This is a genomic window from Achromobacter sp. Root170 (genome assembly GCF_001428165.1).
Lineage (GTDB): Bacteria > Pseudomonadota > Gammaproteobacteria > Burkholderiales > Burkholderiaceae_B > Achromobacter > Achromobacter mucicolens.
Genome location: NZ_LMHN01000002.1, coordinates 144,177 through 168,917, shown reverse-complemented (window position 1 = coordinate 168,917; position 24,741 = coordinate 144,177). Strand labels below are relative to the sequence as shown.

27 protein-coding genes are annotated in these 24,741 nt (G+C 65.4%); 20 read left to right on the top strand and 7 right to left on the bottom strand.

Annotated features, from left to right (window positions below):
* Positions 1–100 precede the first annotated feature (100 nt).
* Positions 101–841 carry an aminoglycoside adenylyltransferase family protein gene (locus ASD87_RS07145; RefSeq protein WP_056319218.1) on the top strand — a complete coding sequence of 247 codons (741 nt, stop codon included), beginning with the start codon at positions 101–103 and terminating at the stop codon, positions 839–841.
* A 43-nt stretch (positions 842–884) separates the two neighbouring features.
* Here the strand turns inward: ASD87_RS07145 and ASD87_RS07140 are convergent, their stop codons facing one another.
* Positions 885–2,021: a hypothetical protein gene (locus ASD87_RS07140; RefSeq protein ID WP_056319215.1), complete on the bottom strand. Its 1,137-nt coding sequence runs from the start codon at positions 2,019–2,021 to the stop codon at positions 885–887.
* A 78-nt stretch (positions 2,022–2,099) separates the two neighbouring features.
* On the opposite strand from ASD87_RS07140, the gene ASD87_RS26860 reads away from it, so the two are divergent.
* Entirely contained in the window at positions 2,100–2,489 is a 390-nt protein-coding gene (locus tag ASD87_RS26860; RefSeq protein ID WP_142054892.1) for a hypothetical protein, read from the top strand.
* A 106-nt stretch (positions 2,490–2,595) separates the two neighbouring features.
* Here the strand turns inward: ASD87_RS26860 and guaA are convergent, their stop codons facing one another.
* Entirely contained in the window at positions 2,596–4,188 is a 1,593-nt protein-coding gene (gene guaA, locus ASD87_RS07135; protein WP_056319212.1) for a glutamine-hydrolyzing GMP synthase, read from the bottom strand.
* A 100-nt stretch (positions 4,189–4,288) separates the two neighbouring features.
* Positions 4,289–5,749: an IMP dehydrogenase gene (gene guaB, locus ASD87_RS07130; protein ID WP_056319209.1), complete on the bottom strand. Its 1,461-nt coding sequence runs from the start codon at positions 5,747–5,749 to the stop codon at positions 4,289–4,291.
* Positions 5,750–5,942: 193 nt separating this feature from the next.
* Here guaB and ASD87_RS07125 point away from each other — a divergent pair, with 193 nt between their 5' ends.
* From ASD87_RS07125 to ASD87_RS07115, 3 genes are all read left to right on the top strand, one after another.
* A complete protein-coding gene (locus tag ASD87_RS07125; protein ID WP_056319208.1) occupies positions 5,943–6,563 on the top strand; it encodes a DUF2239 family protein in 621 nt (206 codons plus the stop codon).
* Positions 6,564–6,698: 135 nt separating this feature from the next.
* On the top strand, positions 6,699–7,076 hold the full coding sequence (locus tag ASD87_RS07120) for a DCC1-like thiol-disulfide oxidoreductase family protein (protein ID WP_056319205.1): 378 nt from the start codon (positions 6,699–6,701) through the stop codon (positions 7,074–7,076).
* 154 nt (positions 7,077–7,230) lie between these two features.
* Positions 7,231–7,731 (top strand): hypothetical protein, encoded by a 501-nt coding sequence (locus tag ASD87_RS07115; RefSeq protein WP_056319204.1) that lies wholly within the window; start codon positions 7,231–7,233, stop codon positions 7,729–7,731.
* Here ASD87_RS07115 and ASD87_RS07110 read toward each other — a convergent pair.
* The 3 genes from ASD87_RS07110 to ASD87_RS07100 all read right to left on the bottom strand — a co-directional run bounded on the left by ASD87_RS07110 (position 7,721) and on the right by ASD87_RS07100 (position 9,776).
* A complete protein-coding gene (locus ASD87_RS07110; protein ID WP_056319201.1) occupies positions 7,721–8,122 on the bottom strand; it encodes an Imm1 family immunity protein in 402 nt (133 codons plus the stop codon). The genes ASD87_RS07115 and ASD87_RS07110 overlap by 11 nt on opposite strands.
* A gap of 109 nt (positions 8,123–8,231) precedes the next feature.
* Positions 8,232–9,326 carry a PHB depolymerase family esterase gene (locus ASD87_RS07105; protein WP_056319200.1) on the bottom strand — a complete coding sequence of 365 codons (1,095 nt, stop codon included), beginning with the start codon at positions 9,324–9,326 and terminating at the stop codon, positions 8,232–8,234.
* A gap of 27 nt (positions 9,327–9,353) precedes the next feature.
* Positions 9,354–9,776 carry a hypothetical protein gene (locus ASD87_RS07100; RefSeq protein ID WP_056319198.1) on the bottom strand — a complete coding sequence of 141 codons (423 nt, stop codon included), beginning with the start codon at positions 9,774–9,776 and terminating at the stop codon, positions 9,354–9,356.
* A 161-nt stretch (positions 9,777–9,937) separates the two neighbouring features.
* On the opposite strand from ASD87_RS07100, the gene ASD87_RS07095 reads away from it, so the two are divergent.
* A complete protein-coding gene (locus ASD87_RS07095) occupies positions 9,938–10,381 on the top strand; it encodes a DUF4189 domain-containing protein (protein ID WP_162256758.1) in 444 nt (147 codons plus the stop codon).
* A gap of 43 nt (positions 10,382–10,424) precedes the next feature.
* Entirely contained in the window at positions 10,425–10,808 is a 384-nt protein-coding gene (locus ASD87_RS07090) for a hypothetical protein (RefSeq protein WP_056319192.1), read from the top strand.
* 22 nt (positions 10,809–10,830) lie between these two features.
* Here ASD87_RS07090 and ASD87_RS07085 read toward each other — a convergent pair whose 3' ends face one another.
* Positions 10,831–11,733, bottom strand: a complete 903-nt coding sequence (locus ASD87_RS07085; protein WP_056319188.1) for a LysR family transcriptional regulator — start codon at positions 11,731–11,733, stop codon at positions 10,831–10,833.
* A gap of 175 nt (positions 11,734–11,908) precedes the next feature.
* Between ASD87_RS07085 and ASD87_RS07080 the strand changes: the two genes are divergently transcribed.
* The 13 genes from ASD87_RS07080 (at position 11,909) to ASD87_RS07020 (ending at position 24,726) form a co-directional block, all read left to right on the top strand.
* Positions 11,909–12,904: a tripartite tricarboxylate transporter substrate binding protein gene (locus tag ASD87_RS07080; RefSeq protein WP_056319185.1), complete on the top strand. Its 996-nt coding sequence runs from the start codon at positions 11,909–11,911 to the stop codon at positions 12,902–12,904.
* A 56-nt stretch (positions 12,905–12,960) separates the two neighbouring features.
* Positions 12,961–13,926, top strand: coding sequence for a 2-hydroxyacid dehydrogenase (locus ASD87_RS07075; protein WP_056319182.1), 966 nt, complete (start codon positions 12,961–12,963; stop codon positions 13,924–13,926).
* Positions 13,927–14,043: 117 nt separating this feature from the next.
* On the top strand, positions 14,044–14,337 hold the full coding sequence (locus ASD87_RS07070; RefSeq protein ID WP_056319180.1) for a hypothetical protein: 294 nt from the start codon (positions 14,044–14,046) through the stop codon (positions 14,335–14,337).
* 67 nt (positions 14,338–14,404) lie between these two features.
* The gene (locus ASD87_RS07065; protein WP_235512638.1) at positions 14,405–14,707 is read left to right on the top strand and encodes a hypothetical protein; all 303 of its coding nucleotides are present in this window, start codon (positions 14,405–14,407) and stop codon (positions 14,705–14,707) included.
* 136 nt (positions 14,708–14,843) lie between these two features.
* Entirely contained in the window at positions 14,844–15,170 is a 327-nt protein-coding gene (locus tag ASD87_RS07060) for a hypothetical protein (RefSeq protein ID WP_056319177.1), read from the top strand.
* A gap of 190 nt (positions 15,171–15,360) precedes the next feature.
* Positions 15,361–16,338 carry a LysR family transcriptional regulator gene (locus ASD87_RS07055; protein WP_056319174.1) on the top strand — a complete coding sequence of 326 codons (978 nt, stop codon included), beginning with the start codon at positions 15,361–15,363 and terminating at the stop codon, positions 16,336–16,338.
* Entirely contained in the window at positions 16,335–17,810 is a 1,476-nt protein-coding gene (locus tag ASD87_RS07050; RefSeq protein WP_056319171.1) for an NAD(P)/FAD-dependent oxidoreductase, read from the top strand. Before ASD87_RS07055 ends, ASD87_RS07050 begins: the two co-directional genes overlap by 4 nt.
* A complete protein-coding gene (locus ASD87_RS07045) occupies positions 17,807–18,781 on the top strand; it encodes an ABC transporter permease (protein WP_056319244.1) in 975 nt (324 codons plus the stop codon). Before ASD87_RS07050 ends, ASD87_RS07045 begins: the two co-directional genes overlap by 4 nt.
* Positions 18,778–19,695, top strand: coding sequence for an ABC transporter permease (locus tag ASD87_RS07040; RefSeq protein WP_056319169.1), 918 nt, complete (start codon positions 18,778–18,780; stop codon positions 19,693–19,695). The genes ASD87_RS07045 and ASD87_RS07040 overlap by 4 nt, the downstream gene beginning before the upstream one ends.
* Positions 19,692–20,705: an ABC transporter ATP-binding protein gene (locus tag ASD87_RS07035; protein ID WP_056319166.1), complete on the top strand. Its 1,014-nt coding sequence runs from the start codon at positions 19,692–19,694 to the stop codon at positions 20,703–20,705. Before ASD87_RS07040 ends, ASD87_RS07035 begins: the two co-directional genes overlap by 4 nt.
* A complete protein-coding gene (locus tag ASD87_RS07030) occupies positions 20,702–21,727 on the top strand; it encodes an ABC transporter ATP-binding protein (RefSeq protein ID WP_056319163.1) in 1,026 nt (341 codons plus the stop codon). Before ASD87_RS07035 ends, ASD87_RS07030 begins: the two co-directional genes overlap by 4 nt.
* Before the next feature lie 74 nt (positions 21,728–21,801).
* A complete protein-coding gene (locus ASD87_RS07025) occupies positions 21,802–23,373 on the top strand; it encodes an ABC transporter substrate-binding protein (protein WP_056319159.1) in 1,572 nt (523 codons plus the stop codon).
* A gap of 3 nt (positions 23,374–23,376) precedes the next feature.
* Complete coding sequence (locus ASD87_RS07020; RefSeq protein WP_056319155.1) at positions 23,377–24,726, top strand: acyl-CoA thioesterase/bile acid-CoA:amino acid N-acyltransferase family protein; 1,350 nt, start codon at positions 23,377–23,379, stop codon at positions 24,724–24,726.
* The last annotated feature ends 15 nt before the right edge of the window (positions 24,727–24,741 follow it).

Sequence of the window (24,741 nt, the reverse complement as noted above, 5' to 3'; positions counted from 1 at the left end):
AATAGCCGGCAGATCCGCCAGCTTGGACTTCGGGTTGCGTGGCATAAATGCTCCTTGGACGCATGTTATGCCTTGAACACGAAATTACTGACAAGCCCTCATCGAACGCCATCTCGGAACCCGGCTTGCCGCCATCCATCTGTTTGGCTCTGCGGTCGACGGCGGGTTGCAACCTCACAGCGATATCGACCTGCTCGTCACCGTGACTGAGCCGCCCGACACGGCAACGCTCCATGCTTTGGCGCTGGAACTACTGACGGTCTCCGCACCGCCGGGCCAGTCTCCCAGTTTGCGCGCGCTTGAAGTCACCGTGATGACGCTTCAGCACGCCGTACCTTGGCGTCACCCGGCCCGGCGAGAGCTTCAATTCGGCGAATGGCTGCGCGAGGATTTGCTGGCGGGCATCGTGGAGCCGCCCATGCAAGACCACGACCTCGCCATCGTCCTGACCAAGGTGTTAGGCCACAGCATCCCAGTCGTCGGTCCGCCTGCCGATCAGATCCTTGACGCCGTACCGCGCCAGGATCTGACACGCGCATTGCTGGATACCGTCGCGCAGTGGAGCCAGCCCGAGGACTGGGCGGGTGATGAGTGCAACATCATCCTCGCGCTGGCGCGCATCTGGTACACGGCGGTGTCGGGCGAGATTGCGTCGAAGGCGGATGCGGCGACGTGGTTGCTGGAAAGGATCGACCCACCCTATCGGCCCATCCTCAGCAAGGCGCACGAGATCTACCTTGGACGTGCCACGGACGATCTGGCCGAACGGCACGCAGGGGAAACGGCGGCGTTCATCGCTTACGCGCGCCGCATTGTCGAAGGAACTTGCGCCGCCGATTGAGCGATGCGGATGTAAAAAAGCCGGCATCAGCCGGCTTGGTGCCTTAGCGCGCCATACCGATCTGCAGCACCGACGGGTCGCGCTGCATGTACCGGTTCATGATCTGGCTCAGAATCGGGTTGCCCGCGTTCTCCGCCTTCGGCGCCGTCAGGCTGACCACGGCCGCGCACAGCTTGCCCCCCTGAACGGTGTGCCCCTTCACATCGGCCTGCACCGTCGCCGCCATGGCTTTTTTCCAGGCCACGGCAACCCCATCGACCGCCTGCTGCGCAACTCCGCAATCCGAGTAGGACAGCGAAAGCACCACCGCGGGCACGTCCTTGACCTGCACGTCCGCAATGATGCCGCCAAAGTAAGGCGGAATGCCTTCGTTGCTGGATGCCGCAGCTGCTTGAAGCTTCTGCCTTGCCCCCTCCAAGTCGGCCGGCGATGACATCAACACCTTTGCCGGATCCACCCCTTGCAAGCCAAAGACCGGCGAGATGACAGCCGCCTGTACGATCCGCCCGCCATCCGAAGGTACGGATTCCTTCAGGCCGGTAATGGAAGCCGCCACGATCTCGCTGTCCGCAACGGAAGGCTTGGGCTGAGACAACGCCTTCATTCCCGAGGGCGCCGCTGCCTGCACCAACGCCGCATCCAGCGGCAACACAAACGTCGGCATACCCATCGTGCCCCGCCATGGTTGCTGCCCGGTGGCTTTGGTCAGATCGGGTTTATTGGGCTCGCCGTTTGCCATCAATCCGGCCACATCGCCGTCCACAGGCTTGAAGTCTGCCTGCTTCAGACGATCGGCAAACTTTGCCGCCGATTGTTTGTCCTTCAGCCCCCAATAGGTGACATTGCTGGGCGACTGGCCGAAGCCTGCGAAATAGGACAAATCATTGAGAGGAATATGCGCGCTGTCGGACCATTTATCCAGACCGTAGCCCATGGATTGCAGCGGCGTGATCGCCTGCGCGATGGACAACCGGCGCATCGCATCTGCGGTGGGCCCATCTTTTTCAAGGCCGCGCCACGCCTGCACATCAAGGAAGGATATCTGTATCGCTTCAGGGGCACTCAACACCGCCTGCGGTACTTGCTTCAAGGCCTGTTGCAAGGTTTGCGTGCTGTCCTGTGCTGCCATCGACGTACCGCAAACAGTCATCAAGCCAAGTGCAAGGGCCTTTAAGCGCATCCGATATCTCCTGTGGGGTGTTACCTAAATGAGATCGGGCAGTATATCAATGGTCGGTCACCATTTAAGGAGCGCGCGATGAATGGCTTTGGCGTTCAACAACGCCGCGGCGAATCAGATTATTCCTATTGGCACCCCTTTTCGCGGCACTGTAGCCTCAAGGCCAACATCACCGCCATTCGAACGCGCCGCATGACTAACGATGAAGCCCTCATGATTGCCATGAACACCGTCCTGATCTTCATTGCCTCCTCAAGTGCCAGAAAGAGTGCGCTGTCTTCCAAACCCAACATAAGACGGACTGCGATCAGTGTTTTCCTGGTCTGCTTCGCGACGACGTATCTGGTTGCGTACTACGTACGCCTTCTCCCGTTCGACAGAAGCGTGCTGTCCGCCGCGGTATCGGCGCCCATATTCACCTTGTGCTTCTATGGCTTTCGCTGGGGATGGTCACGGAGCAAGAAATAAGGCGACACCACTAAACGCCGCCCGATGCAAATGCCGAAAGCCCGCGTTTATGCGGGCTTTCGGCGTATTGCTTACTGCTTGATGCCGGTCTGTGCCGGCCGCGGGTTTACTCCCACTCAATCGTCGCCGGCGGCTTGCTCGACACGTCGTACACCACCCGATTGATCCCGCGCACTTCATTGATGATCCGCGACGAAACGCGAGCCAGCAGCGGATGCGGCAGCGGGGCCCAATCAGCGGTCATGAAGTCGAACGTCTGAACCGCACGCAGCGCAACCACGTACTCATACGTGCGGCCATCGCCCATCACGCCCACCGACTTCACCGGCAGGAACACAGCAAACGCCTGCGAGGTCAGCTCATACCAGGTCAGGCCGCTGGCCTCGTCCTTGGTATTACGCAGCTCTTCAATAAAGATCGCGTCAGCACGGCGCAGCAGTTCGGCGTATTCATGCTTGACTTCGCCCAGGATGCGCACGCCCAGGCCCGGGCCGGGGAACGGATGGCGGTAAACCATCTGCGGCGGCAGGCCCAGTGCCACGCCCAGTTCGCGGACTTCGTCCTTGAAGAGTTCGCGCAGGGGTTCAAGCAGTTGCAGGTTCAGCGTGTCCGGCAGGCCGCCCACGTTGTGGTGCGACTTGATGGAGGTGGCCTTGCCCGTCTTGGCGCCGGCGGACTCGATGACGTCGGGGTAGATCGTGCCCTGGGCCAGCCACTTGGCGCTCTTTTGCTTGCCGGCTTGTTCCTGGAAGACTTCGACGAATTCGCGGCCGATGATCTTGCGCTTGGCTTCGGGGTCGGCGACGCCGGCCAGCTTGCCCATGAATTGCGCGGTGGCGTCGACGTGAATGATCTTCACGCCCATGTTTTCGGCGAAGGTCTGCATGACCTGCTTGCCTTCGTCCAGGCGCAAGAGGCCGTGGTCGACGAAGACGCAGGTGAGCTGGTCGCCGATGGCCTTGTGGATCAACGCGGCGGCAACCGAGGAGTCCACGCCGCCGGACAGGCCGAGGATGACTTCGTCGGTGCCGACTTGCTCGCGGATGCGGGCGACGGCCTCCGACACGTAGTCGGGCATGTTCCAGTCGCCCGAGCACTCGCAGATCTCGTTCACGAAGCGGGCCAGCATGGCCTTGCCCTGAACGGTGTGCGTGACTTCGGGGTGGAACTGGACGGCGTAGAAGCGGCGGTCTTCGTCGGCCATGCCGGCGATGGGGCAGGACGGCGTGGATGCCATCAGCTTGAAGCCCGGGGGCAGCTCGGTGACCTTGTCGCCGTGGCTCATCCAGACCTTGAGCACGCCGTGGCCTTCGGGCGTGCTGAAGTCTTCCAGACCTTCCAGCAGCTTGGTGTGGCCGTGGGCGCGGACCTCGGCGTAGCCGAATTCGCGGTGATCGGAGAAGCTGACCACGCCGCCCAGTTGCTGCGCCATGGACTGCATGCCGTAGCAGATGCCCAGCACGGGCACGCCCAGCTCAAACACGGCGTGCGGGACGCGCATGGAGCCCTCTTCGTAGGCCGAAGCGTGGCTGCCGGACAGGATGATGCCCTTCAGACCCTGCGCCATCTGTTCGCGCACGAAGGCGTCGTCGACGTCGCCAGGGTGGACTTCGGAATAGACGCCGGCCTCGCGGACGCGGCGGGCGATCAGCTGCGTGACTTGCGAACCGTAGTCGAGGATAAGAATGCGCTGGTGCATGGAGACTCTACCCGTTGGAAATAAAACCGCACCGGCAGACCCGCTGATCGTTGCGGTTCTGCCGGTGCGTGATGCATGACATTGTAGTTGACTGTGCGGATCAGTCGGCGCGGTAGTTGGGCGCTTCCTTGGTGATCTGCACGTCGTGCACGTGGGACTCGCGAACGCCCGCGGAGGTGATCTCCACGAACTCGGCCTTGGTGCGCATGTCGTCGATGGTGGCGGCGCCGCAGTAGCCCATGGAGGCACGGATGCCGCCGACCAGTTGGTAAATGATGGCGAGCACGCTGCCCTTGTAGGGGACGCGGCCTTCGATGCCTTCGGGGACCAGCTTGTCGGCGTTGTTGGCCGGGTCCTGGAAGTAGCGGTCGGCCGAGCCTTCCGTCATGGCGCCCAGGCTGCCCATGCCGCGGTACGACTTGTACGACCGGCCTTGGAACAGCACGACTTCGCCGGGGGCTTCTTCGGTGCCGGCGAACATGCCGCCCATCATGCACGAGAATGCGCCGGCGGCCAGCGCCTTGGCGACGTCGCCCGAGTAGCGGATGCCGCCGTCGGCGATAAGCGGAACGCCCGTGCCTTCCAGCGCCTTGGCAACTTGCGAGATGGCATGGATTTGCGGCACGCCAACGCCGGCCACGATACGCGTGGTGCAGATGGAGCCAGGGCCGATGCCGACCTTGACGCCGTCGGCGCCGTATTCGACCAGCGCGCGCGCAGCGGCTGCCGTGGCGATGTTGCCGCCGATGACTTCAACCTTGGGGTAGTTCTGCTTGACCCAGCGCACGCCTTCGAGCACGCCCTTGGAGTGGCCGTGCGCGGTGTCGACGATAAGGACGTCGACGCCGGCGGCGACCAGCTTTTCCACGCGTTCCTCGGTGTTGCCGCCCACGCCCACGGCCGCGCCAACGCGCAGCTGGCCTTGGCCGTCCTTGCTGGCCATCGGGTGCTCGGTGTTCTTGACGATGTCCTTGACGGTGGCCAGGCCACGCAGTTCAAAGCCGTCGTTCACGATCAGCACGCGCTCCAGACGGTGCTTGTGCATCAGGGCCTGCGCTTCTTCGAGCGTGGCGCCTTCCTTCATGGTGACCAGGCGTTCCTGCGGCGTCATGATGTTGCGCAGGGGCTGATCCAGGTTTTCTTCGAAGCGCAGATCGCGGTTGGTGACGATGCCGACCAGCTTGCGGCCTTCGACGACCGGCAGGCCCGAGATGCCATGCTGGCGCTGCAACGCAATGGCGTCGCGCACTTTCATCTGGGGGGTGACGGTGACCGGATCGATCACGATGCCGAATTCGTGGCGCTTGACGCGAGCCACTTCACGCGCTTGGGCGTCGGCGGAGAGATTCTTGTGGATGATCCCGATGCCACCCTCTTGCGCCATGGCGATGGCCAAGCGCGATTCGGTGACGGTGTCCATGGCGGCGGACACGAGGGGGATATTCAGGCTGATGTTGCGAGTCAGGCGCGTGGCCAGGGAGGTGTCGCGCGGCAACACCTCGGAATACGCAGGCACCAACAACACATCGTCGAAGGTGAGCGCTTTTTGTACGAGACGCATGGGTAACTCCGGGCGCAAAGCGAGATTATACGCCGCCAGCCTGATTTGACTAGGTGTTAACCATAGGTCGAGAGGGATATTTATGACACCGCAACGACACGACAACCTGAGTGACTTATTTTTACCCGGACTATATTGACAGGGAATTTTGGCGGGGTAATAATCCAATCCATAAATTTACCCGGACAAAAAAATGATTCCTAACCTTTCCGACTCTCATACCGCCTTCGAAGGCCATCGGCTGTTGGCGGCGGGCTCGCTGGCCGACGTGGCGCTGGCGGTCAAGCAGGCGCTGGCCGCGCGCCGTAATGACGCCGTGCTGGTGTTCCAGGATTCGACAGGCAAGCAGGTCGATCTGGACGTAAGCGGAGATGATGCGCAGATCGCTGACCGTTATGCCCGGGCGGACACTGCCGACCCCGTGGTTCAAGACACGCCGCCCGACGAGGCGCCGCGCGGCCGGGGCCGACCGAAACTGGGCGTGGTGCCGCGCGAGGTGACCCTCTTGCCGCGCCATTGGGATTGGCTGGCCGCCCAACCAGGCGGCGCTTCGGTGGCGCTGCGCAAACTGGTGGAGCAGGCCCGCCGCGACAACGAGGCGCAGGACGCGCGACGCCATCGCCAGGAGGCGGCGTACCGCTTCATGGCCAGCGTCGCGGGCAACCTGCCTGGTTTCGAGGAAGCCACGCGCGCGCTCTACGCGAACGATCGCGACGCCTACGCGCGGCATGTGGGGCAATGGCCGCACGACGTGCGGCGCTATGCGATGGCGCTGGCGTGGGACGCTGCCCAAGCGCCGGCCGAAGATGTTTGAATCCGGCCGCGAGCTGCCCGGCGCCAATGGGCGCCCCCGCGCGCGGCAAACTACAGCGCAAGCCGAAGGGGTGCCCCGCAACCATCCCGCCGGATTTATGAGGTATGTTCCCGGAACACCCGACGGATCCCCACGATGCAGTCCGACGAAAACTACTTACTCTACGACGGCGATTGCCCCTTCTGCTCAAACTACGTGCGGATGATGCGGCTACGCAAGGCCGCCGGGCCCATCGCTCTGCTGAACATGCGCGACCATCCCGAGCTGGCCGCGCACCATCGCGCGCAAGGCTACGACCTGAATCAGGGCATGCTCCTGCACCTGGACGGCCGCGATTACTGGGGCGCCGACGCGATCCACCGGCTGGCGTTACTCAGTACCGGCAGCGATGTGTTCAACCGCCTGAACGCCACCATCTTCAGCAACGCCTGCCTGTCCAAGGCGCTATATCCGTTCATGCGCACGGGCCGCAGCCTGACGCTGGCCTTGCTGGGCAAGAAGAAGATGCCTTGATGCGTACGCCGCGCAATCAAGGCAACTCGCGCAACTCGCACACGCTACGCGCCCTAACGCCCACGCCTGCTGGCCGCGGGCCTCGCAGCCGCGCCCTGCTGGCAGGGCGCTTGCCCGCCCCGCCGTTTTATCCAATCAGTCCGGAACTGACCTGATGATCTACCTTATTGGCGCCCTGCTTCTCGCATGCACGCTGGCCGCGGCCGTCTATCGCCGCCTGCAGCGCCGGCCCGCGGACTCGGGCCGCGCCATGTCCCGCGACATGCTGGCGGGCGCGGCAATCTTTGCATTTATGGGGCCGGCCGTCGGCATGCTGGTCATGGCCGTCGTCATATCCATCGGTGCGCAGGATCCGGAGCTGCTCTTGTTCGGTCTCTATGGGCTGCCGTGGGCCTATCTTTTCGGCGGCATCCCGGCGCTGCTTTGCGGGATGACCGCGGGCGCGCTCAAGCCTGCCGCGCCGTCCTGGCTGGCAATCCTGCGCATGGGTCTGATCGGCGCGGCGTATGCCTTCGTCTTCCTGCTGACGTTCGGCACGCGCGACCGGTCCCTTGCGGCCCTGGGGTTCCCGTTATTCATGGGCGCCCTGCCCGCTGCGGTGGCCGGCCTGTTGTGCGCGCGGGTGCTCTACGGCAAGCCGGTGGCTATTCGCTAGCCCAGTTCAGGTCCGGCGACGCGGTTCCATGCGCATGAAAGTGCAATAGCGCCGACGCCGCCAACGAGCGGTCCACGCATTGGAACTGCGGATAGCTGCCTGATTGCCCGCCCGCCACCAGATCCTGGTCATGGTCTTCGGATCTGGTGGGATCGATCAGCGTGTGTATACGCGCGTCCCCATCCGAAGAGATGAACACGACGTAGGCGCCGTCGCCGCCGCCGATCGACATGACCGTGTCGTCGTCGATCACGAAGGCGGTCGAGCTGAAGACCTCGCCATCCAGCCTGTCCAGTGCGGCGAGCAGGTCGCCCTCGGTGGGAGTGTGATGCGCGCGGGTCTGTACCTGGTCGCCCTGGCGCATGTCTTCGAGAATTCTGACGATCTGCACGGTGCTCCTGCCGCCCGTTGGCGGCGCGGTGAGGGTTGTCGCTTTCAAGCGAGGGATCACGGCAGATACTACATCGGCCGTGATCCGCACTGCCCTGCCCGCGCGAAGACTAGGGCGTCAATGCGCGCACGAAGAAGAATCGCAGCATCTCGGCCGTGGCGTCCGGACCGGACCGATCCGTGTAGGACCCTTGCTCCGATCCGCCCGCCCAGGCATGTCCGGCGCCGTGAACATCCCAACGTTCGGCGACGATGTCACCCGCGGCGTCGCGGTACAGATGCCGGGTGCTGTGCCGCTTATTGGCGGCGCCAGGAACGCGCACGGTTTCAACGCGCGCGCCGGGCCCCACGCTGGCCGCGATCACGTTGTCGGCATTGCCGGGGTGCACGGTGGCATCGCGGTCGCCGTGAAAGACGATGACCGGCACGCCGGCATTGGCCGGCGCGGCCGTTTTCAGGCCCACGCCCTTCATGGCCGACAGCGCCGACGGAAGATCCGACGCCACGCCAGCAGCCAGCCCCGAATGCACGCCTGCCGCCGCATACAGGTCGGGATAGGCGCCGGCCAGGATCGCGGCCATGGCCCCGCCCGCCGACAGTCCGGCGACATACACGCGCGCCGGATCGATGTTGTGGGTGGCCATGACCTCGCGCGTCATGCCCGCCAGGATGGCGGGTTCCCCGCGCCCTTGCTGCTGGTGGTTGTGTTTGAACCAGTTCCAGCACTTCTGGGGATTGGCATCGCGCGCTTGCACGGGATACAGCACGTAGAAACCCTGTTCGCGGGCGGCGTCGTTCATGGCGGTGCCCGCCGCGAAATCGTCGGCGTCCTGGGTGCAGCCGTGCAGCATGACAACCAGGGGACGCGGCGCGCCCTCCGGGTTGGGCGGCACATACAGCTTGTAGCCGCGCTGTCCGGACGCATTGCGAAATGATCCCGACGTGAACGTATCGCCCGAGACAGCGGCGGTTTGCGTGGGCGGGACGGCTTCGTCGAACGCGGGCCGGGCCGCACCAGAGGCCCGGCCGGAATAGGGAACCTCCCAGGCCTCAACGTCGATGACGTCCGTATCGTCGTTTCTCGGTGCGGCAGCGGCCGGCAAGCCGCGCAGCGCGGCCTGGATCGCGGCGGTGGCAGCCGTCAGATCGCCGGCTTGCGTGAGCTGGGTGGCGCGGTTCATGAGGTGCTGGAATTCAGGGTGCATTGAGTGACCTTTTTGCGGCGTGGACGATCAGCGGATGCGCTGACGCAAGGCGGCTTTGACGGCGGGGCTGGCATGCAGCGCCCCCAATACCGTTAGAGATTCGATCGTGGCAAGCGCGAGCTCGGGCGTGACATCGGAGGCGATGGTCGCCAGGCCCAGCACCCGTATCTGAAGCATTTCGCCCGCGGCTTGAACCGCCAGCAGCTCCTGGGCGGTGTAGTGCTGGATGCCAAGCACCAGCGTTTTACGGCTGACGGCCTGACGCACCGCGTCGCCATGGGTGGCAAGCTGATTGCGGATCGCCGTCCGGATCAGGTCCGTACGGTTTGCATAAAACCCTTCCTGGACGAGCAGATCGATCTGGCCAAGGTCGACATAACCCAGATTGATCGTGATCTTCTCGTCCGCAGGTTTGGGGGTGGAGGCGAGTTGTGAGGTGCGAGGCGGCATGGATCGAATCATAAACCATCCACTTGGATGGTCTATGGATGTTTCAACTTGATATATCCGCGCCAGCCCGGTTGATGCTGGCAAGGCGCGCGCCGCTCCGCTACTGTGGTCTTGAACCCCAGGGGATTCCTATGCCGCGACGGCTTGTTTCGGGCTTGCTCATGTCTGCTGCGTGCGCCACCGCGGCCAGCGCACAGCCGGCCCCGCCCGATCTGCATGGCGCCCTGATCGTCTCGTCAACGTATCGCTACTACGCGTCGATCCTGTACGGCTCCGCCGCAGCGGCGCGCAGCGGCGCGCTCGCCGCTTGCCGCGAAGACGAGCCCCACGCCACCTGCGCGGTGTATGCCAGCTTCAAGAACCAATGCGTGGCGGTGGCTGCGAACGGCGCGCAGCACGTCGTCGCCATTGGCGAGCATGCGTGGGACGGGCAGCGGACCGGGGATTACGTTCTGGGCCTGTGCCGCGACAAGACGGGATCCGAATGCAGGCTGGTGCTGACCGCGTGCTCGACCCAGGCGCAGCAGTTGCAGGATCAAGGCGCCCGCGCGGAGGCGATGCAGCAGGACTTCCAGGCCCCGTACGCCGGCCCCCTTGACCAATGAACTACAGTCGGTCCCATCAACGTTCACCCAAAAGGAACACATCATGGAAAATCCGTTCGGCGATGCCGACGAGCCGGCCGGCGACCACAGGCAGTATCTGATCCTGATCGCGGCATCCAAAGACAACGCCGCGCTGGCGCAGAAGATCCTGGAAAACATCAAGACCCATGTGGATGAACGCGCCGCGCCGTTGTGGATCGATGCGAAGGGAATCGGCGTGCTGGTGACGACGGAACTGGTCGCCTCCGAAATCTGGCGCGAGATGTTCCAGAAGGCGCCGGGGCAGGATTACGGTGACACCCGCAACCTGCTGATCCTGGAAATCGGCAAGGACTGGGCCGCCCGCCGGGACGACAAGATCGAACACTGGCTGGCCAGCCACGTCGGCGCGCCGCTGCCTGCGCCGAACCGCGCGAAGCGCCGATAGCAACCAGACAAGCCCCCGCCCGTCAGCCGCCGCGGACGGGTTGCGGGGTATCCAGTTTTGCCACGCGCTGCAGGAACGCATCCAGCGCCGGGTTGTCGTGTTGCGCGTGCCACGCCAGGTACATGTCCGCATACAGATTGCGCTGGTCGATGGGCCGGAACACCACGCCTTCAAAGCGCAGTTCCCGCGCCGAATCCGGCACGATGCCCACGCCCAGTCCCGCGCGCACCAGCGCCAGCAGCGTATGCGTCTGCCCGGCGCGCTGCACGTACTGCGGCTGCACGTCCGCCAGCCCGAAGGCGCCCACGATGCGGTCATAGAAATACTTTCCTTCCCGCGGCGAATACAGCACGAATGGCTGGCCTTGAAGCAATTTCAGGGGCACGGTCGCGTGTTCGCACAACGGCGAATCGGCAGGCAGCGCCAGGACCAGCGGTTCGCGTTCGACCAGGCGCGATTCAATGCCGGCCTGCTGCGGCACGCTGCGCGCCAGGATGGCGTCCAGCTCGTGGGCCAGCAGCAGACGGGCCAGTTCGGTGGTGACGGTTTCTCGAAGCTGGATCTCCACGCCCGCCAGCAGCTTGCGCGCCTGCACGATGAGCGACGGCATCAGGCGGTACGACGCCACGGCAGTAAAGCCCAGCGTAATGTGGCCGGCCTCGCCACCCGATGTGCGGCGCGCGGTGGCGGCGGCCTGCGCTGAAAACTCCAGCAGGTGGCGAGCATCGCGCAGAAAGCGCCGGCCCGCGGCGCTTAGCACCACTTGACGACTGTTGCGCTCGAACAGCGTGACGCCCAGATCCTGCTCCAGCAACTGGATCTGGCGCGACAGCGGCGGCTGCGTCATGCACAGCCGTTCGGCGGCGCGGCCGAAATGCAGTTCCTCGGCAACCGCAATGAAGCATTCGAGCTGGCGGAATTCCATCGATTCAATCCTTGAATTGATTGATGCTATTTATAGCTCGAACGGATATCCATGGACAGGCCTCCCTATACTCGCCTGCAGGGCCGCGAATCCGGTCCGCCAAGCATCAGGAGCCTTACCCGCAGCACCATTTTTTGCGGCCTCGCCGCCATCAACGCCATAAAAGAGAAAATCCATGGAGACAAAGAACCCCGCCCGGATTCGCGTCCGGCTCCTCGCCGCGGCGCTGGCCCTGGCCGCCACCGCGGCCGTGCCCCACGCCGCCAGCGCCGCCGGCTATCCGGAACGCCCGATCAATCTCATCGTTCCCTTCTCGCCCGGCGGCGGCACCGACATCTCGGCGCGGTTGCTGGCCGCGGCCCTGGGTGAAAAATTCTCGTCGTCGGTGGTGGTGGACAACCGGCCGGGCGCGGGCGGCCAGATCGCCGCCGACCTGGTGGCCCGTTCGCAGCCCGACGGCTACACGCTGCTGTTCGCGAATTCGGGCATGCTGGCGATCAACCCCTGGATCTACAAGCTGCATTCCGACCCGGTGAAGGCGTTTGCGCCCGTATCGCTGTTTTCGGACCTGCCGTTTGTGCTGGTGGTGCCCGCCAGCCTGCCGGCCAAGAACGTCGCGGAACTGGTCACGCTGACCAAGTCCCAGCCGGGCAAGCACACGTTTGCCAGCTCGGGCACGGGCGGCGCGCCCCATCTGTCCGGCGAAATCTTCCAACAAGCCACGGGCGTGGATCTGGTGCACGTGCCCTACAAGGGCGGCGGCCCGGCCATGACCGACCTGATGGCCGGCCGCGTCGACATGCTGTTCGCGTCGGTTCTGGAGACCATGCCGTACGTGACGGCCGGCAAGCTGCGGGCGCTGGCCGTCACGGGCGCGACGCGCTCGCCCGCCATGCCGGACGTGCCCACCATCGACGAAGCTGGCGTGAAGAACGCGCAAAGCGGCTCGTGGACGGCGGTGCTGGCGCCTGCCGGCACGCCGCAGGCCGTGATCGACAAGCTTTCCGAGGCCATCCGCGCCGTCGCTGCCGATCCGGCCGTCAAGGCCAAGCTGGAATCGCAGGGCGCCGTGGCGCACGGCTCGACGCCAAAGGAACTGCAGGATCTGGCCGCCAGCGAGCGCGAACGCTATGGGCAGATAATCAAGTCCCGCAACATCCAGACCAACTGATTCCGGTCCCGGCCCGCTTCGGCGGGCCTTTTCCTCTAATTAGATAAGCCGTATCCATGACTGCATCCCTTCCCGCTTCCGCCGCCGATCTGCTGATGGTCGGTCCCCTGCTGCCCGAACTGGTGGCCGACCTGGAATCGCGCTACCGCGTCCATCGCCTCTGGGAGGCCCAGGACAAGGCGGCGCTGCTGCGTGAGCACGGCGCCGCCATCCGCGGCATCGCAACCAGCGGCCGGTTTGGTGCAACGAAGGAACTGATCGACGCCATGCCCGCGCTGGAAGGCATCTTCAGCTTTGGCGTGGGTTACGACACCATCGACATCGCGGCCGCCAAGGCACGCAACGTCGTCGTCACCAACACGCCCGGCGTGCTGGACGCCTGCGTGGCCGACACCGCGTTGGCCCTGATGCTGGCCGTCTCGCGCCGTATCGCCGAAGCGGACCGCTTCGTGCGCGCGGGCCGCTGGCCCACCGAAGGATTCGGCCTGGGTTCGCGCATGACCGGCAAGCGCTGCGGCATCGTCGGCCTGGGCAACATCGGCCTTCAGATCGCGCGTCGCGCGCAGGCCTTCGACATGGAAATTCTTTACACCAACCGCAAGCCGCGCCCCGACGCGCCCGAGTCGTTTCGCTATTGCCCGACCATCGTGGACCTGGCCTCGCAATGCGATTACCTGGTGCTGGCCGTGCCGGGCGGCAGCGCCACCCGGCACATGGTGAATGCGCAGGTGCTGGATGCGCTGGGCGCCGACGGCTGGCTGATCAACATTGCGCGCGGCACGGTGGTCGACGAGGCCGCGTTGGTGGCGGCGCTGCAGGATAAGCGCATCGCCGGCGCGGGGCTGGACGTGTTCGAACATGAGCCCGCCACGCCCCCGGAATTGAACGCCATGGATAACGTGGTGATGCTGCCGCACATCGCCAGCGGCACCCACGAAACGCGTCGCGCGATGGCGGATCTGATGCGCGCGAATCTGGATTCGTGGTTCCGCGAAGGCCGGGTGCATACGCGGGTGGTGTGAACGCAGCGCGACCTGCGCTACCTCCCCGTGGCCCGTTCTGGGCGCAGTTGGGAAAACACCCACTCGCTCCTTCGACGCTGGCGGACTATACTGGATATATAAACAGTATTTTCCGCCATGCCGTTCAAAGCCCCGCTCTCCCACGCCGACCTGCGCTTCATCCGCGAGCGTCAGCCCTGGAATCCCGATGTGATCGCCCTGCTCTGGGAGGTCAAGCGTCTGCGCTCGATTCTTTTGCGCGCGTACCAGTTGTCCGGCGATTTCAAGCGTCCGGCCGGCATCACCGGCGAGCTCTACGACGATTTCATGCGGGACCTGCACCACGAACCCTGTGTGCTCGAACGCGACGACATGAAGGACGCCCTCATGGAACCCGCCAACAGATTGCGCAAGGGGATGGCGCCCAGATAGGACTGGAGCGCGGGCGGGCACGAGAGTATCGTCAAGACGCATCCCTGATCCAGGAACGGAGGCGCCCATGACTGAAAAACCCGAAATAGACATCGAGGCCGGCGCGTCCCAGATGGGTAACCTGGTGCAATTCCTGCTGTGGATCGCCGCCCGGCCGCGCACGTATGCCGAGACGATGGAGGCCTGGCGCACCAATTGCCCCCGGCTGTCGGCTTGGGAAGACGCCACGGCGAATGGCCTGATCGACATGTCGCCGGGCGAAAGCTCGGTGCGCGGGGAAGCGGTGGTGGTGCTGACGGAAAAGGGGCGCGCCGTCCTGGCGGGCGCAGCCGGCCGCACTGAAAGCGGATCTGATTCAGCGCATTCCTGACGTCTACGCCGGCCGTAGTCTGGCAGCGCGCCGGCTTGGAGCTGCCGCGCAAAGGCAGGCATAATTGCCGCCCTCTCATTGTCCCCAATTCGGTACGCCCAAGTCGGCCAGAGGCCCCCGGCACATAAGGATCTCCATGCACTTGCTCAACCGCGCCATCTTCGCCTGCGCCCTGCTCGGCGCGGCGTCCTCCGTTTGGGCAGCCGAGATTGACAAGGCCAACTGCACCTACAAGGGCATCCCCCTGTACGGCAAAGTGAAGATCGTCAAATCGTTTCCTGACATCGAAGTCAAAGTGGCCACCGCATTCCCCGATTTGCTGGTAGAGAAAGTCAGCTCATTCCCCGACCGCTGCGGCAGATGGCAAATCGTCGACAACTTCCCGGATTTCACGATCAGATTGGTCGATTCGTTTGGCGACTTATCGATTAAATGGGTCGACCATTTTCCCGGTCTGCCGTGACATGCCGGGATCGCGCTTCTGGACCAGTGCACCCGCCAGGCGCGCAGCAATAAGCTAAGCAATTGAAATAACGCGAAGTTATCAAATTCCCTAAGGAAAACCCCATTAGGGAATTTGCTTATGCGCTTTTATTATTTGCAAAGCGCATACTCGAGCGGCCAGAATTCGTCCTTGGCATAAATCAAGACCAATGGAACTTCGTCAACTCGAGGCCTTCGCGGCCGTCATGTCCACCGGCAGCGTCACCGCGGCCGGACGGCTGCTGGGACGCTCGCAGCCTGCGATCAGCCGGTTGCTGCAGGAACTGGAGGCCGAAATCGGCTATCCCCTGTTCAACCGCAGCGGTCCGCGCGTGACGCCCACCGAACAGGGCTTCCTGCTTTACGACGACGTCGAACGCGCGCTGTCCAGCCTGCAGCAGATCCGCAGCCGGGCCGACGAAATTGCGCGCGGCCAGGCGCAGCCGCTGTTGATGGCTGCCACTTCCGCCCTTGCCGCTGGCCTGGTGCCGGCCGCCCTCAAACGCATCGAAGACCGGCTTGGGCCCACCCGCGTGCAGTTGCGCAGCGCCTCGCCCGAGCGCGTGGTGCATGCCGTGCTGTCGGGCGCCGCGCAGTTGGGCGCGACCAGCCTGCCGCTGGAGCACCGCGGCCTGACCGTGCACTGGATTGCACAGGCGCCTTGCGTGGCGGCATTGCCCGAAGACGATCCCGCCGCGCGCCACGCCGTGGTGCCGGTATCGGCGCTGGCCGGACGCCGCCTCATCACCATGGCCAACCCCTATCGCCTGCGCCGCCGGCTGGACGCGGCGCTCGCGCACAACGTGCAGGCGCTGGGCACCATCGAAACCAATTCGTCCGTCAACGCCCTGGCCGCGGTCCGCGCGGGCCTGGGCGTATCGGTGCTGGAACCCGTGACCGCCTATGGTTCGCCGATGGCGGGCGTGGCGATCCGTCCCATCGATCTGGACATCCCTTTCTTCTTTGGGGTCATCACCCCGCAGTCGCAAGCGCTGTCGCCCGCCTGCCGGGCGATGGCCGACGCGTTGGCCGAAGCCGCCGCAGACCTGCTGCCCGGCTTTGTGCTGCACGACGCGTCCGAGCATTCGGCGCTGCTGCAGTCGATCTACGGCGATGACACCCCTGTCTTGGAAACACCCGCATCATGAATCTGCCCCTCGCCACCCCGCCGCAAGGCCTGCCCGCCCTGGAGGCGCGCCTTCGGCAAGACCTCTCCTGGCTGGAAATCCCCGCCAAGAACTGGGTGACGCCCCGGCTGGTCGACGGCCAGCAGGTGTTGGATGTGGCGATCATCGGCGGCGGCATGGCCGGCCTGGCCGCAGCAGCGTCTCTGAAGCACCTGGGCATCGATGCGCCGATCTTCGATCAGGCGCCTGAAGGCTACGAAGGCCCGTGGGCCACGACGGCCCGCATGGAAACGCTGCGCTCGCCCAAGCAACTGACCGGTCCCGCGCTTGGCCTGCCCGCACTGACCTTCCGCGCCTGGTTCGAGGCGCAATTCGGCCAGGAGGCCTGGGAAGCCCTGGACAAGATCCCCCGCCTGCAATGGATGGACTATCTGCGCTGGTACCGCCGCGTGCTGAACCTGGACGTGCGCAATGAACACCGCATCCTGTCCGTGCAGCCGCGCGCCGATCAGCTAGTTGAGCTGGACATCCAGTCGCCGGCCGGACGCACGACCGTCCTGGCTCGCCGCGTCGTGCTCGCCACCGGCCGCGACGGCTTGGGCGGTGCATACGTGCCCGACTTTGCAAAGAAGCTGCCGCGCGACCGCTGGGCGCATTCGTCCGACGTGATGGACTACAACACGCTGGCCGGCAAGCGCGTCGGCGTCGTGGGCGCGGGCGCGTCCGCCATGGACAGCGCGGCGACCGCGCTGGAAGCCGGCGCCGCCAGCGTCGACCTGCTGATCCGCCGCAACGACATCCCGCGCATCAACAAGGGCAAGGGCGCGGGCAACCCGGGCCTGACCCACGGCCACCTGACGCTGCCGGACGAATGGAAGTGGAAGATCCGCCACTACATCAACGCCGCGCAAGTGCCGCCCCCGCGCGGCAGCACGCTGCGCGTGTCGCGCCATCCCAATGCGTTCTTCAACCTGGGCTGTGGCGTGCTGGACCTGGCCCTGATCGATGACGAGATCCACGTCACCACGCCCAAGGGCGTGTTCGTGCTGGACTTCCTGATCTTCTCCACGGGCTTTCGCATCGATTGGACCGTGCGGCCGGAGTTCGCGCCGCTGGCACCTCACGTGCGCGCCTGGGGCGACCGCTACACGCCGCCGCCCGGCGAGGAAGACCAGGAACTGCATGACTCGCCCGATCTGGGACCGGTGTTCGAACTGCAGGAGAAGGTCCCCGGCGCCTGCCCGGGCCTGGATCGCGTGCACTGTTTTTCGTACCCCGCCGCGCTGACGCACGGCACGATCTCGGGCGACATCCCCGCCATCAGCGAAGGCGCCAAGCGCCTGGCGCAAGGCATTGCCGGCCTGTTCTACCGCGAAGACGTGGTCACGCACTACGCCAACATGGAAGCGTTCTCGGAGCCCGAAGTGTTCGGTGACGAGTGGACGCCGGCCGCCGCGCCGGCCACGGCTTCGCAGGCGGAGACCGCGCAATGACCGCATGGCTGCTACGCCGCGTGGCGCAGGCCGCGGTGGTCGTGTTCCTGATGACGCTGATCGTCTTCGTGGGCCTGCACGCCATTGGCAACCCCGTGGACATCCTGATCGGCCAGGACGTGGACCAGGTGGACCGCGCGCGCATCATCGCCGAACTGGGGCTGGACAAGCCGCTTTGGCAGCAATACCTGGCCTTCCTGAACGGCGCGCTGCACGGCAACCTGGGCAACAGCTTCGTCTACAACATCCCGGCGATCGAACTGGTGATCCAGCGCCTGCCGGCCACGCTCGAACTGGCCATCACCGCCCTGTCCTTTGCGGTCATCATCGGCCTGCCGCTGGGCCTGTTTGCGGGGCTGTATCCGGACAGCCGCGCGGCCAAGATGATCATGGCGGGCAGCATCGTCGGCTTCTCGTTGCCCACCTTCTGGGTGGCGCTGATGCTCATCATGGCGTTCAGCGTGTCGCTGGGCTGGCTGCCCGCCAGCGGCCGCGGCCAGACGGTGGAGTTCCTGGGCTTTCAGTGGTCGTGGCTCACGGCCGACGGCTGGCGCCACCTGATCCTGCCGGCGCTGAACCTGTCGCTCTTCAAGATATCCCTGGTGATCCGCCTGACCCGCGCCGGCGTGCGCGACGTGATGCCGCTGGACTTCGTGAAGTTCGCGCGCGCCAAGGGCCTGTCGCCGTTTCGCGTGGTCTGTGTGCACGTGCTGCGCAACACCATGATTCCGCTGGTGACGGTGCTGGGCCTGGAGCTGGGCTCGACCATCGCATTTGCCGTCATCACCGAGAGCATCTTTGCGTGGCCCGGCGCCGGCAAGCTGATCCTGGACAGCCTTAACGCGCTGGACCGCCCCGTGATCGTGGCCTATCTGATCGTGGTGGTGTGCTTGTTCGTGACGCTGAACCTGATCGTCGACATTCTGTACAAAGTGCTGGACCCCCGGGTGCGGCTGGAGGCCACGGCATGAGTTCCGTATCCCAAACCGCGCAGGCGCCCGCCCTGCGCCGCGAGTCGCCGTGGCGCCGCAACCTTGCCGAGTTCATGTCGTCCAAGACGGCCGTGCTGGGCCTGGTTGTCGCCACCCTGCTGATCCTGGCCGCCGTGCTGGCGCCGTGGATCTCGCCGCAGAATCCCTATGACCTGCTGCAGATCGACGTGCTGGATTCGCGCCTGCCGCCGGGTTCCATGAATGGCCTGGACACGTTCCACTACTGGCTGGGCACCGACGGCCAGGGCCGCGACCTGCTGTCGGGCATCCTGTATGGCCTGCGCATCAGCCTGATGGTGGGCGTGGGCTCGGCGTTGATCGCCGGCATCATCGGCACGCTGCTGGGCCTGTTGGCCGCCTACGCCGGCGGCAAGGTCGACGCCTTCATCATGCGCCTCGTGGACCTGATCCTGTCGTTCCCGTCGATCCTGGTCGCGATGATGATCCTGGCCTATCTGGGCAAGGGCGTGGGCAACGTGGTGCTGACGTTGGTGATCCTGGAATGGGCCTACTACGCCCGCACCGCGCGCGGCCAGGCCCTGGTCGAGCGCCGCCGCGAATACGTGGAGGCCGCCCGCTGCCTGGACATTCCCAACTGGCGGATCATGTTGAAGCACATCCTGCCCAACTGCCTGCCGCCGCTGATCGTCATCGGCACGCTGCAGATTGCGCGCGCCATCACGCTGGAAGCCACGCTGAGCTTCCTGGGACTGGGCGTGCCCGTGACCGAACCGTCGCTGGGCCTGCTGATTTCCAACGGCTTCCAATACATGCTGTCCGGCGAATACTGGATCAGCTTCTACCCCGGCATCGCGCTGCTCATCACCATCGTGGCGATCAACCTGGTGGGCGACCGCCTGCGCGACGTGCTGAACCCGAGGACCCACAAATGACCGACCGCTCTGCCTCGGCTGGCGCGCCGGCCACGCTTGAAGTGCGCAACCTGCGCACGCACTTCCACACCCGCGCGGGCGTGCTGCCCGCCGTGGACGACGTCTCTTTCACCTTGCCACGCGGCAAGATCCTGGGCCTGGTCGGCGAATCCGGCTCGGGCAAGTCCGTGACGGGCTTTTCCATCATGGGTCTGGTCGACGCGCCCGGCCGCATCGTGGGCGGCCAGGTCCTGTTCCAGGGCCGCGACCTGACCACGCTGCCCCCGCGCGAACTGCGCCGCCTGCAGGGCAACCGCATCGCCATGATCTTCCAGGATCCGATGATGACGCTGAACCCCGTGCTGCGGGTGGACGTGCAGATGATCGAGACGGTGCGCGCGCATAACAAGATGAGCAGCGCCCAGGCCCGCATCCTGGCACGCGACACGCTGGGCATGATGGGCATTCCCAGCCCCGAGGAACGCCTGCTCGCCTATCCGCACCAACTGTCGGGCGGCATGCGCCAGCGCGTGGCGATTGCCATTGCCATGCTGCACCGGCCGGACCTCATCATTGCCGACGAACCGACCACCGCGCTGGACGTCACCATCCAGGCGCAGATCCTGTCCGAAGTGCAGAAGCTGGCTCAGCAGCACGGCACCAGCCTTATCTGGATCACCCACGACCTGTCGGTGGTGGCGGGCCTTGCCGACGAAGTGGCCGTCATGTATGCCGGGCGCATCGTCGAACACGGCAAGGTCGACGACGTGCTGGACCGTCCGCAGCACCCCTACACCGTGGGCCTGATCGACAGCCTGCCCAGCAACAATGCGCGCGGCCAGCGCCTGCGCCAGATTCCCGGCATGACGCCGAACCTGCTGCACCTGCCGGCCGGCTGTGCCTTCTCGGCGCGCTGCTCGCGCGCCACCGCCGCCTGCGGCCAGCAACCCGGCATCACCGAAGCCTTACCCCAACACAACGTGCGCTGCTTTCATCCTTCCATTCAGATCCACCGCGAGGTGGCGGCATGAGCGCCACTTTCGCTGCCAACGCCCCCGCGCCGCTGATCGACCTGCGTCAGGTCAGCAAGCGCTTTGGCGAACGCAAGGTCGGCGCCGCCGGCCGCGCCATGCAGTCGCTGGGCCTGTCCAAGCCGCCCGCCATCACGCGCGCCGTGGACCACGTCGATCTGATCGTGAATCCCGGCGAGGTGGTCGGCCTGGTCGGTGAATCCGGCTGCGGCAAGTCCACGCTGGGCCGCATCGCGGCGGGCCTGCTCACGCCCTCGGGCGGCGAGGTCCGCATCAATGGCGTGCGCCCCGCCGACATGAATCCGGCCCAGGCCCACGCCGCGCGCCTGAAAGTGCAGATGATCTTCCAGGATCCCTACGCCAGTCTCAACCCGCGCCTGCGCGTGGACGAGATCGTGGGCGAGGCCGCCCGCATCCACGGCCTGGTCGGCAACGGCGACTTCGACGACTACGTCAGCGCGCAACTGGAACGCGCGGGCCTGGACCCGTCGCTGCGCCAGCGCTACCCGCACCAGTTCAGCGGCGGCCAGCGCCAGCGCATCGGCATCGCCCGCGCGCTGGCGGTGCAGCCGTCCATGCTGGTCTGCGACGAAGCCGTGGCCGCGCTGGACGTCTCGATCCAGGCGCAGATCCTGAACCTGTTCATGGACCTGCGCGAAGAACTGAACCTGACGTATCTGTTCATCAGCCATGACCTGGGCGTGGTCGAACACCTGTCCGATCGCGTGGTCATCATGTACCTGGGCCGAGTCGTGGAAACGGCGACGGTGGAAGAAGTCTTCCGGCGTCCCAACCACCCTTACACGCAAGCCCTGCTGGCCGAAATCCCCAGCCTGAAATCGCGCCACAAGACGTTCACCGCGATCAAGGGAGAGATTCCCAGCCCGCTCAATCCGCCCACCGGCTGCCATTTCCATCCGCGATGTCCGCACGCGATGCCGCGCTGCAAGACCGAGGTTCCCACGTTGAAGGGAATCGCCATCAACCACCTGAGCGCCTGTCACCTGAACGACATGGCCTGACGATCACTGGCCGCGGCACGACCGCCGCGGCCGCTGGACCCACACCGTTCCCCCTTCACCAAGGATCCCGGACAATGAAACGCCTGATTCTCTCGACCCTCACCGCCGCCATCCTGGGCGCCTCGGCCGCCGCCTCCGCGGACAACCTGTCGATCGGCTTTGCCGACCCGCTGTCGTCGCTGGACCCGCAGCTGAACAACCACGCCGGCGACCGTTCGGTGGCCCTGCACTTCTGGGACCTCTTGATCGAGAACAAGTGGAACAAGCTGCAGCCGGGCCTGGCCGTGAGCTGGAAGCCGCTGGACAACACCACCTGGGAATTCAAGCTGCGCGAAGGCGTCAAGTGGCAGGACGGCACGCCGTTCACCGCCGACGACCTGATCTACTCCTACACCCGCGCCCGCGGCGTGCCGGGCAGCGTCGCCACCTACGCGGGTTACCTGCGCACCATCGACACGATGACCGCCAAGGATCCGCTGACCCTCATCATCAAGACCAAGGCCCCCAACCCCGACCTGCCGCTGAACCTGGCGTCCATCCACGTCGTCAGCAAGCACGTGGGCGAAAAGTCCTCGACCGAAGACTACAACTCGGGCAAGGCCATGGTCGGCACCGGCCCCTACAAGTTTGTCTCCTACACGCCCGGCGACCGCGTCCTGATGGAACGCAACGACGCCTACTGGGGTGACAAGCAGATCTGGGAAAAGGTCAACTACCGCTACATCAACAACGCCGCCGCCCGCACCGCCGCGCTCTTGGCCGGCGACGTGGACGTGATCGACAAGGTGTCGGTGTCCGATCTGGCCAAGCTGGAGAAGGCCGCCAACATCTCCGTCTACCCGTACGACGGCCTGCGCGTCATGCTGCTGCAACCCAGCTTCAACCCCGCGCCCAACCAGTACATCACCGACAACAACGGCAAGCCGCTGGACAAGAACCCGCTCCTGGACGTGCGCGTGCGCCAGGCGCTGAACCTGGCCATCAACCGCAAGGCCATCGCCGACCGCATCCTGCAAGGCGCCGCCACGGAAGCCAACCAGTGGATGCCCAAGGGTACCTTCGGCTACAACCCCGAGATCAAGGACATCCCCAACGACGTCGCGCAAGCCAAGAAGCTGCTGGCCGAAGCGGGCTTTCCCGACGGCTTCAAGCTGACCATGCACGTGCCCAATGACCGCTACCCGCAAGGCCCGGAAACGGCCCAGGCGGTGGCGCAGTTCTGGACCCGCGTTGGCGTGAAGACCCAGGTGGAAGTCGTGCCGTGGGCCGTGTACTCGGGCCGCGCCAACAAGAACGAATTCGCCGTCAGCATGCTGGCATGGGGCAACGGCACCGGCGAAGCCAGCTACGCGCTGGTCAACATCCTGGCCACCGTCGACGCCAAGAAGGGCCTGGGCGCCTCCAACTGGGGACACTACACGAACCCCAAGGTCGACACAGCGCTGGAGCAATCCACCTCGGAATTCGACGTGGCCAAGCGTGAAGCCATCCTGCGCGACTCCGTCAAGCTCGTGTCCGACGACGTCGGCATCATCCCGCTGTTCCACTACAAGAACATCTGGGCCACCAAGAAGGGTCTGAAGGTTACCCCGATGACCAGCGACCGCACGGCCGCCATGATGGTCACCAAGGTCTCGGACAAGTAAGCCATGGCGCCGACCCTGCACATCAGCCCCGCGGACGCCCTGATCGACGTCCCGCGCCAGATCCGCGTCGAACACGTCGCGCCCGGCGCCACCGTCGAGATCACCGCCCTCACCCGCCGCAACGGCGTGCTCTGGCAAGCCCAGGCCGCCTACACGGCAGGCGAGGACGGCGCCGTCGACCTGACCCGCGACGCGCCCGTCTCGGGCGACTACACCGGCCTGGCCCCGATGGGGCTGATCTGGGCGCAGTCTCCCGATGACGGCAAGAGCCGCGAGTACTTCAACCAGCCGGTGACCGATGCCCTTGTCACCGAGGTGGTGGTCCGCGTCGAAGGCGCCGAGGCGCGCGGCAGCTTCACGCAACGCCTGGCGGCTGACGGCGTCACACGCGTCGAGGTCCGCGAGGAAGGCCTGGTCGGCACCCTGTACCTGCCCGCCGGCAGCGCCCCGGGATCGCATCCCGCCGTCATGATCCTGAACGGGTCCGGCGGCGGCATCAACGAACCGCGCGCCGCCCTGTACGCCTCGCGCGGCTACGCCGCCTTCGCGCTGGCGTACTTCAAGGCGCCCGGCCTGTCGGACTACATTTCCAACACCCCGCTGGAGTACTTCCAGACGGGCCTGCGCTGGTTGCGCAAGACGGTCCAGCCGCTGCACGACTTCGTCGCCATCAGCGGCCAGTCGCGCGGCGGCGAGCTGGTGCTGCTGCTGGGCGCCACCTTCCCGAAGGAAGTGTCGGCCGTCGTCGCCTACGTGCCTGGCGCCGTCGTGCACAGCGGCCAGAACGCCTGCGACCCCAAGATCGGCCGCGAAGGCCCGACCTGGCTGCTGGGCGGCAAGCCCATCCCCCACGTCTGGGAAAACAACCGCACGGCCACCTGGGCCCCGTTCGATGAAGGCCCCGCGCCCCATCGCCACGAGAAAGCCATCCTGACGGCCTTGCAGGACCCGGACGCCGTGGCGCGCGCGCGCATCCGCGTGGAAGACATCGAAGGCCCGGTCATGCTGCTGTCCGGCACCGACGACGGCTCGTGGCCGTCCAGCCTGTACTCGAAGATGGTGCAGGACAAGCTGACCGACGTGCGGCACCCGTACCCGGTCCAGTGGCTGGACTACGAGAACGGAGGCCACTCGATCCTGTTCCCCTACGTGCCCACCACCCAGCTCGTGTATGCCCACCCCGTGTCGGGCAAGATCAGCACCAGCGGCGGCAACCCCAAGGACAACGCCCGCGCCGACCAGGAATCCTGGGAAGGCGTGAAGACGTTCCTGGACGCGGCGGTAAAGGCCAAGGGCGCGGCGGCTGGCAAGCCGGTAGCGACCGCGAACGATGCCTCGGGCAACGTCCGCTGAACGAAACTTTAGGAG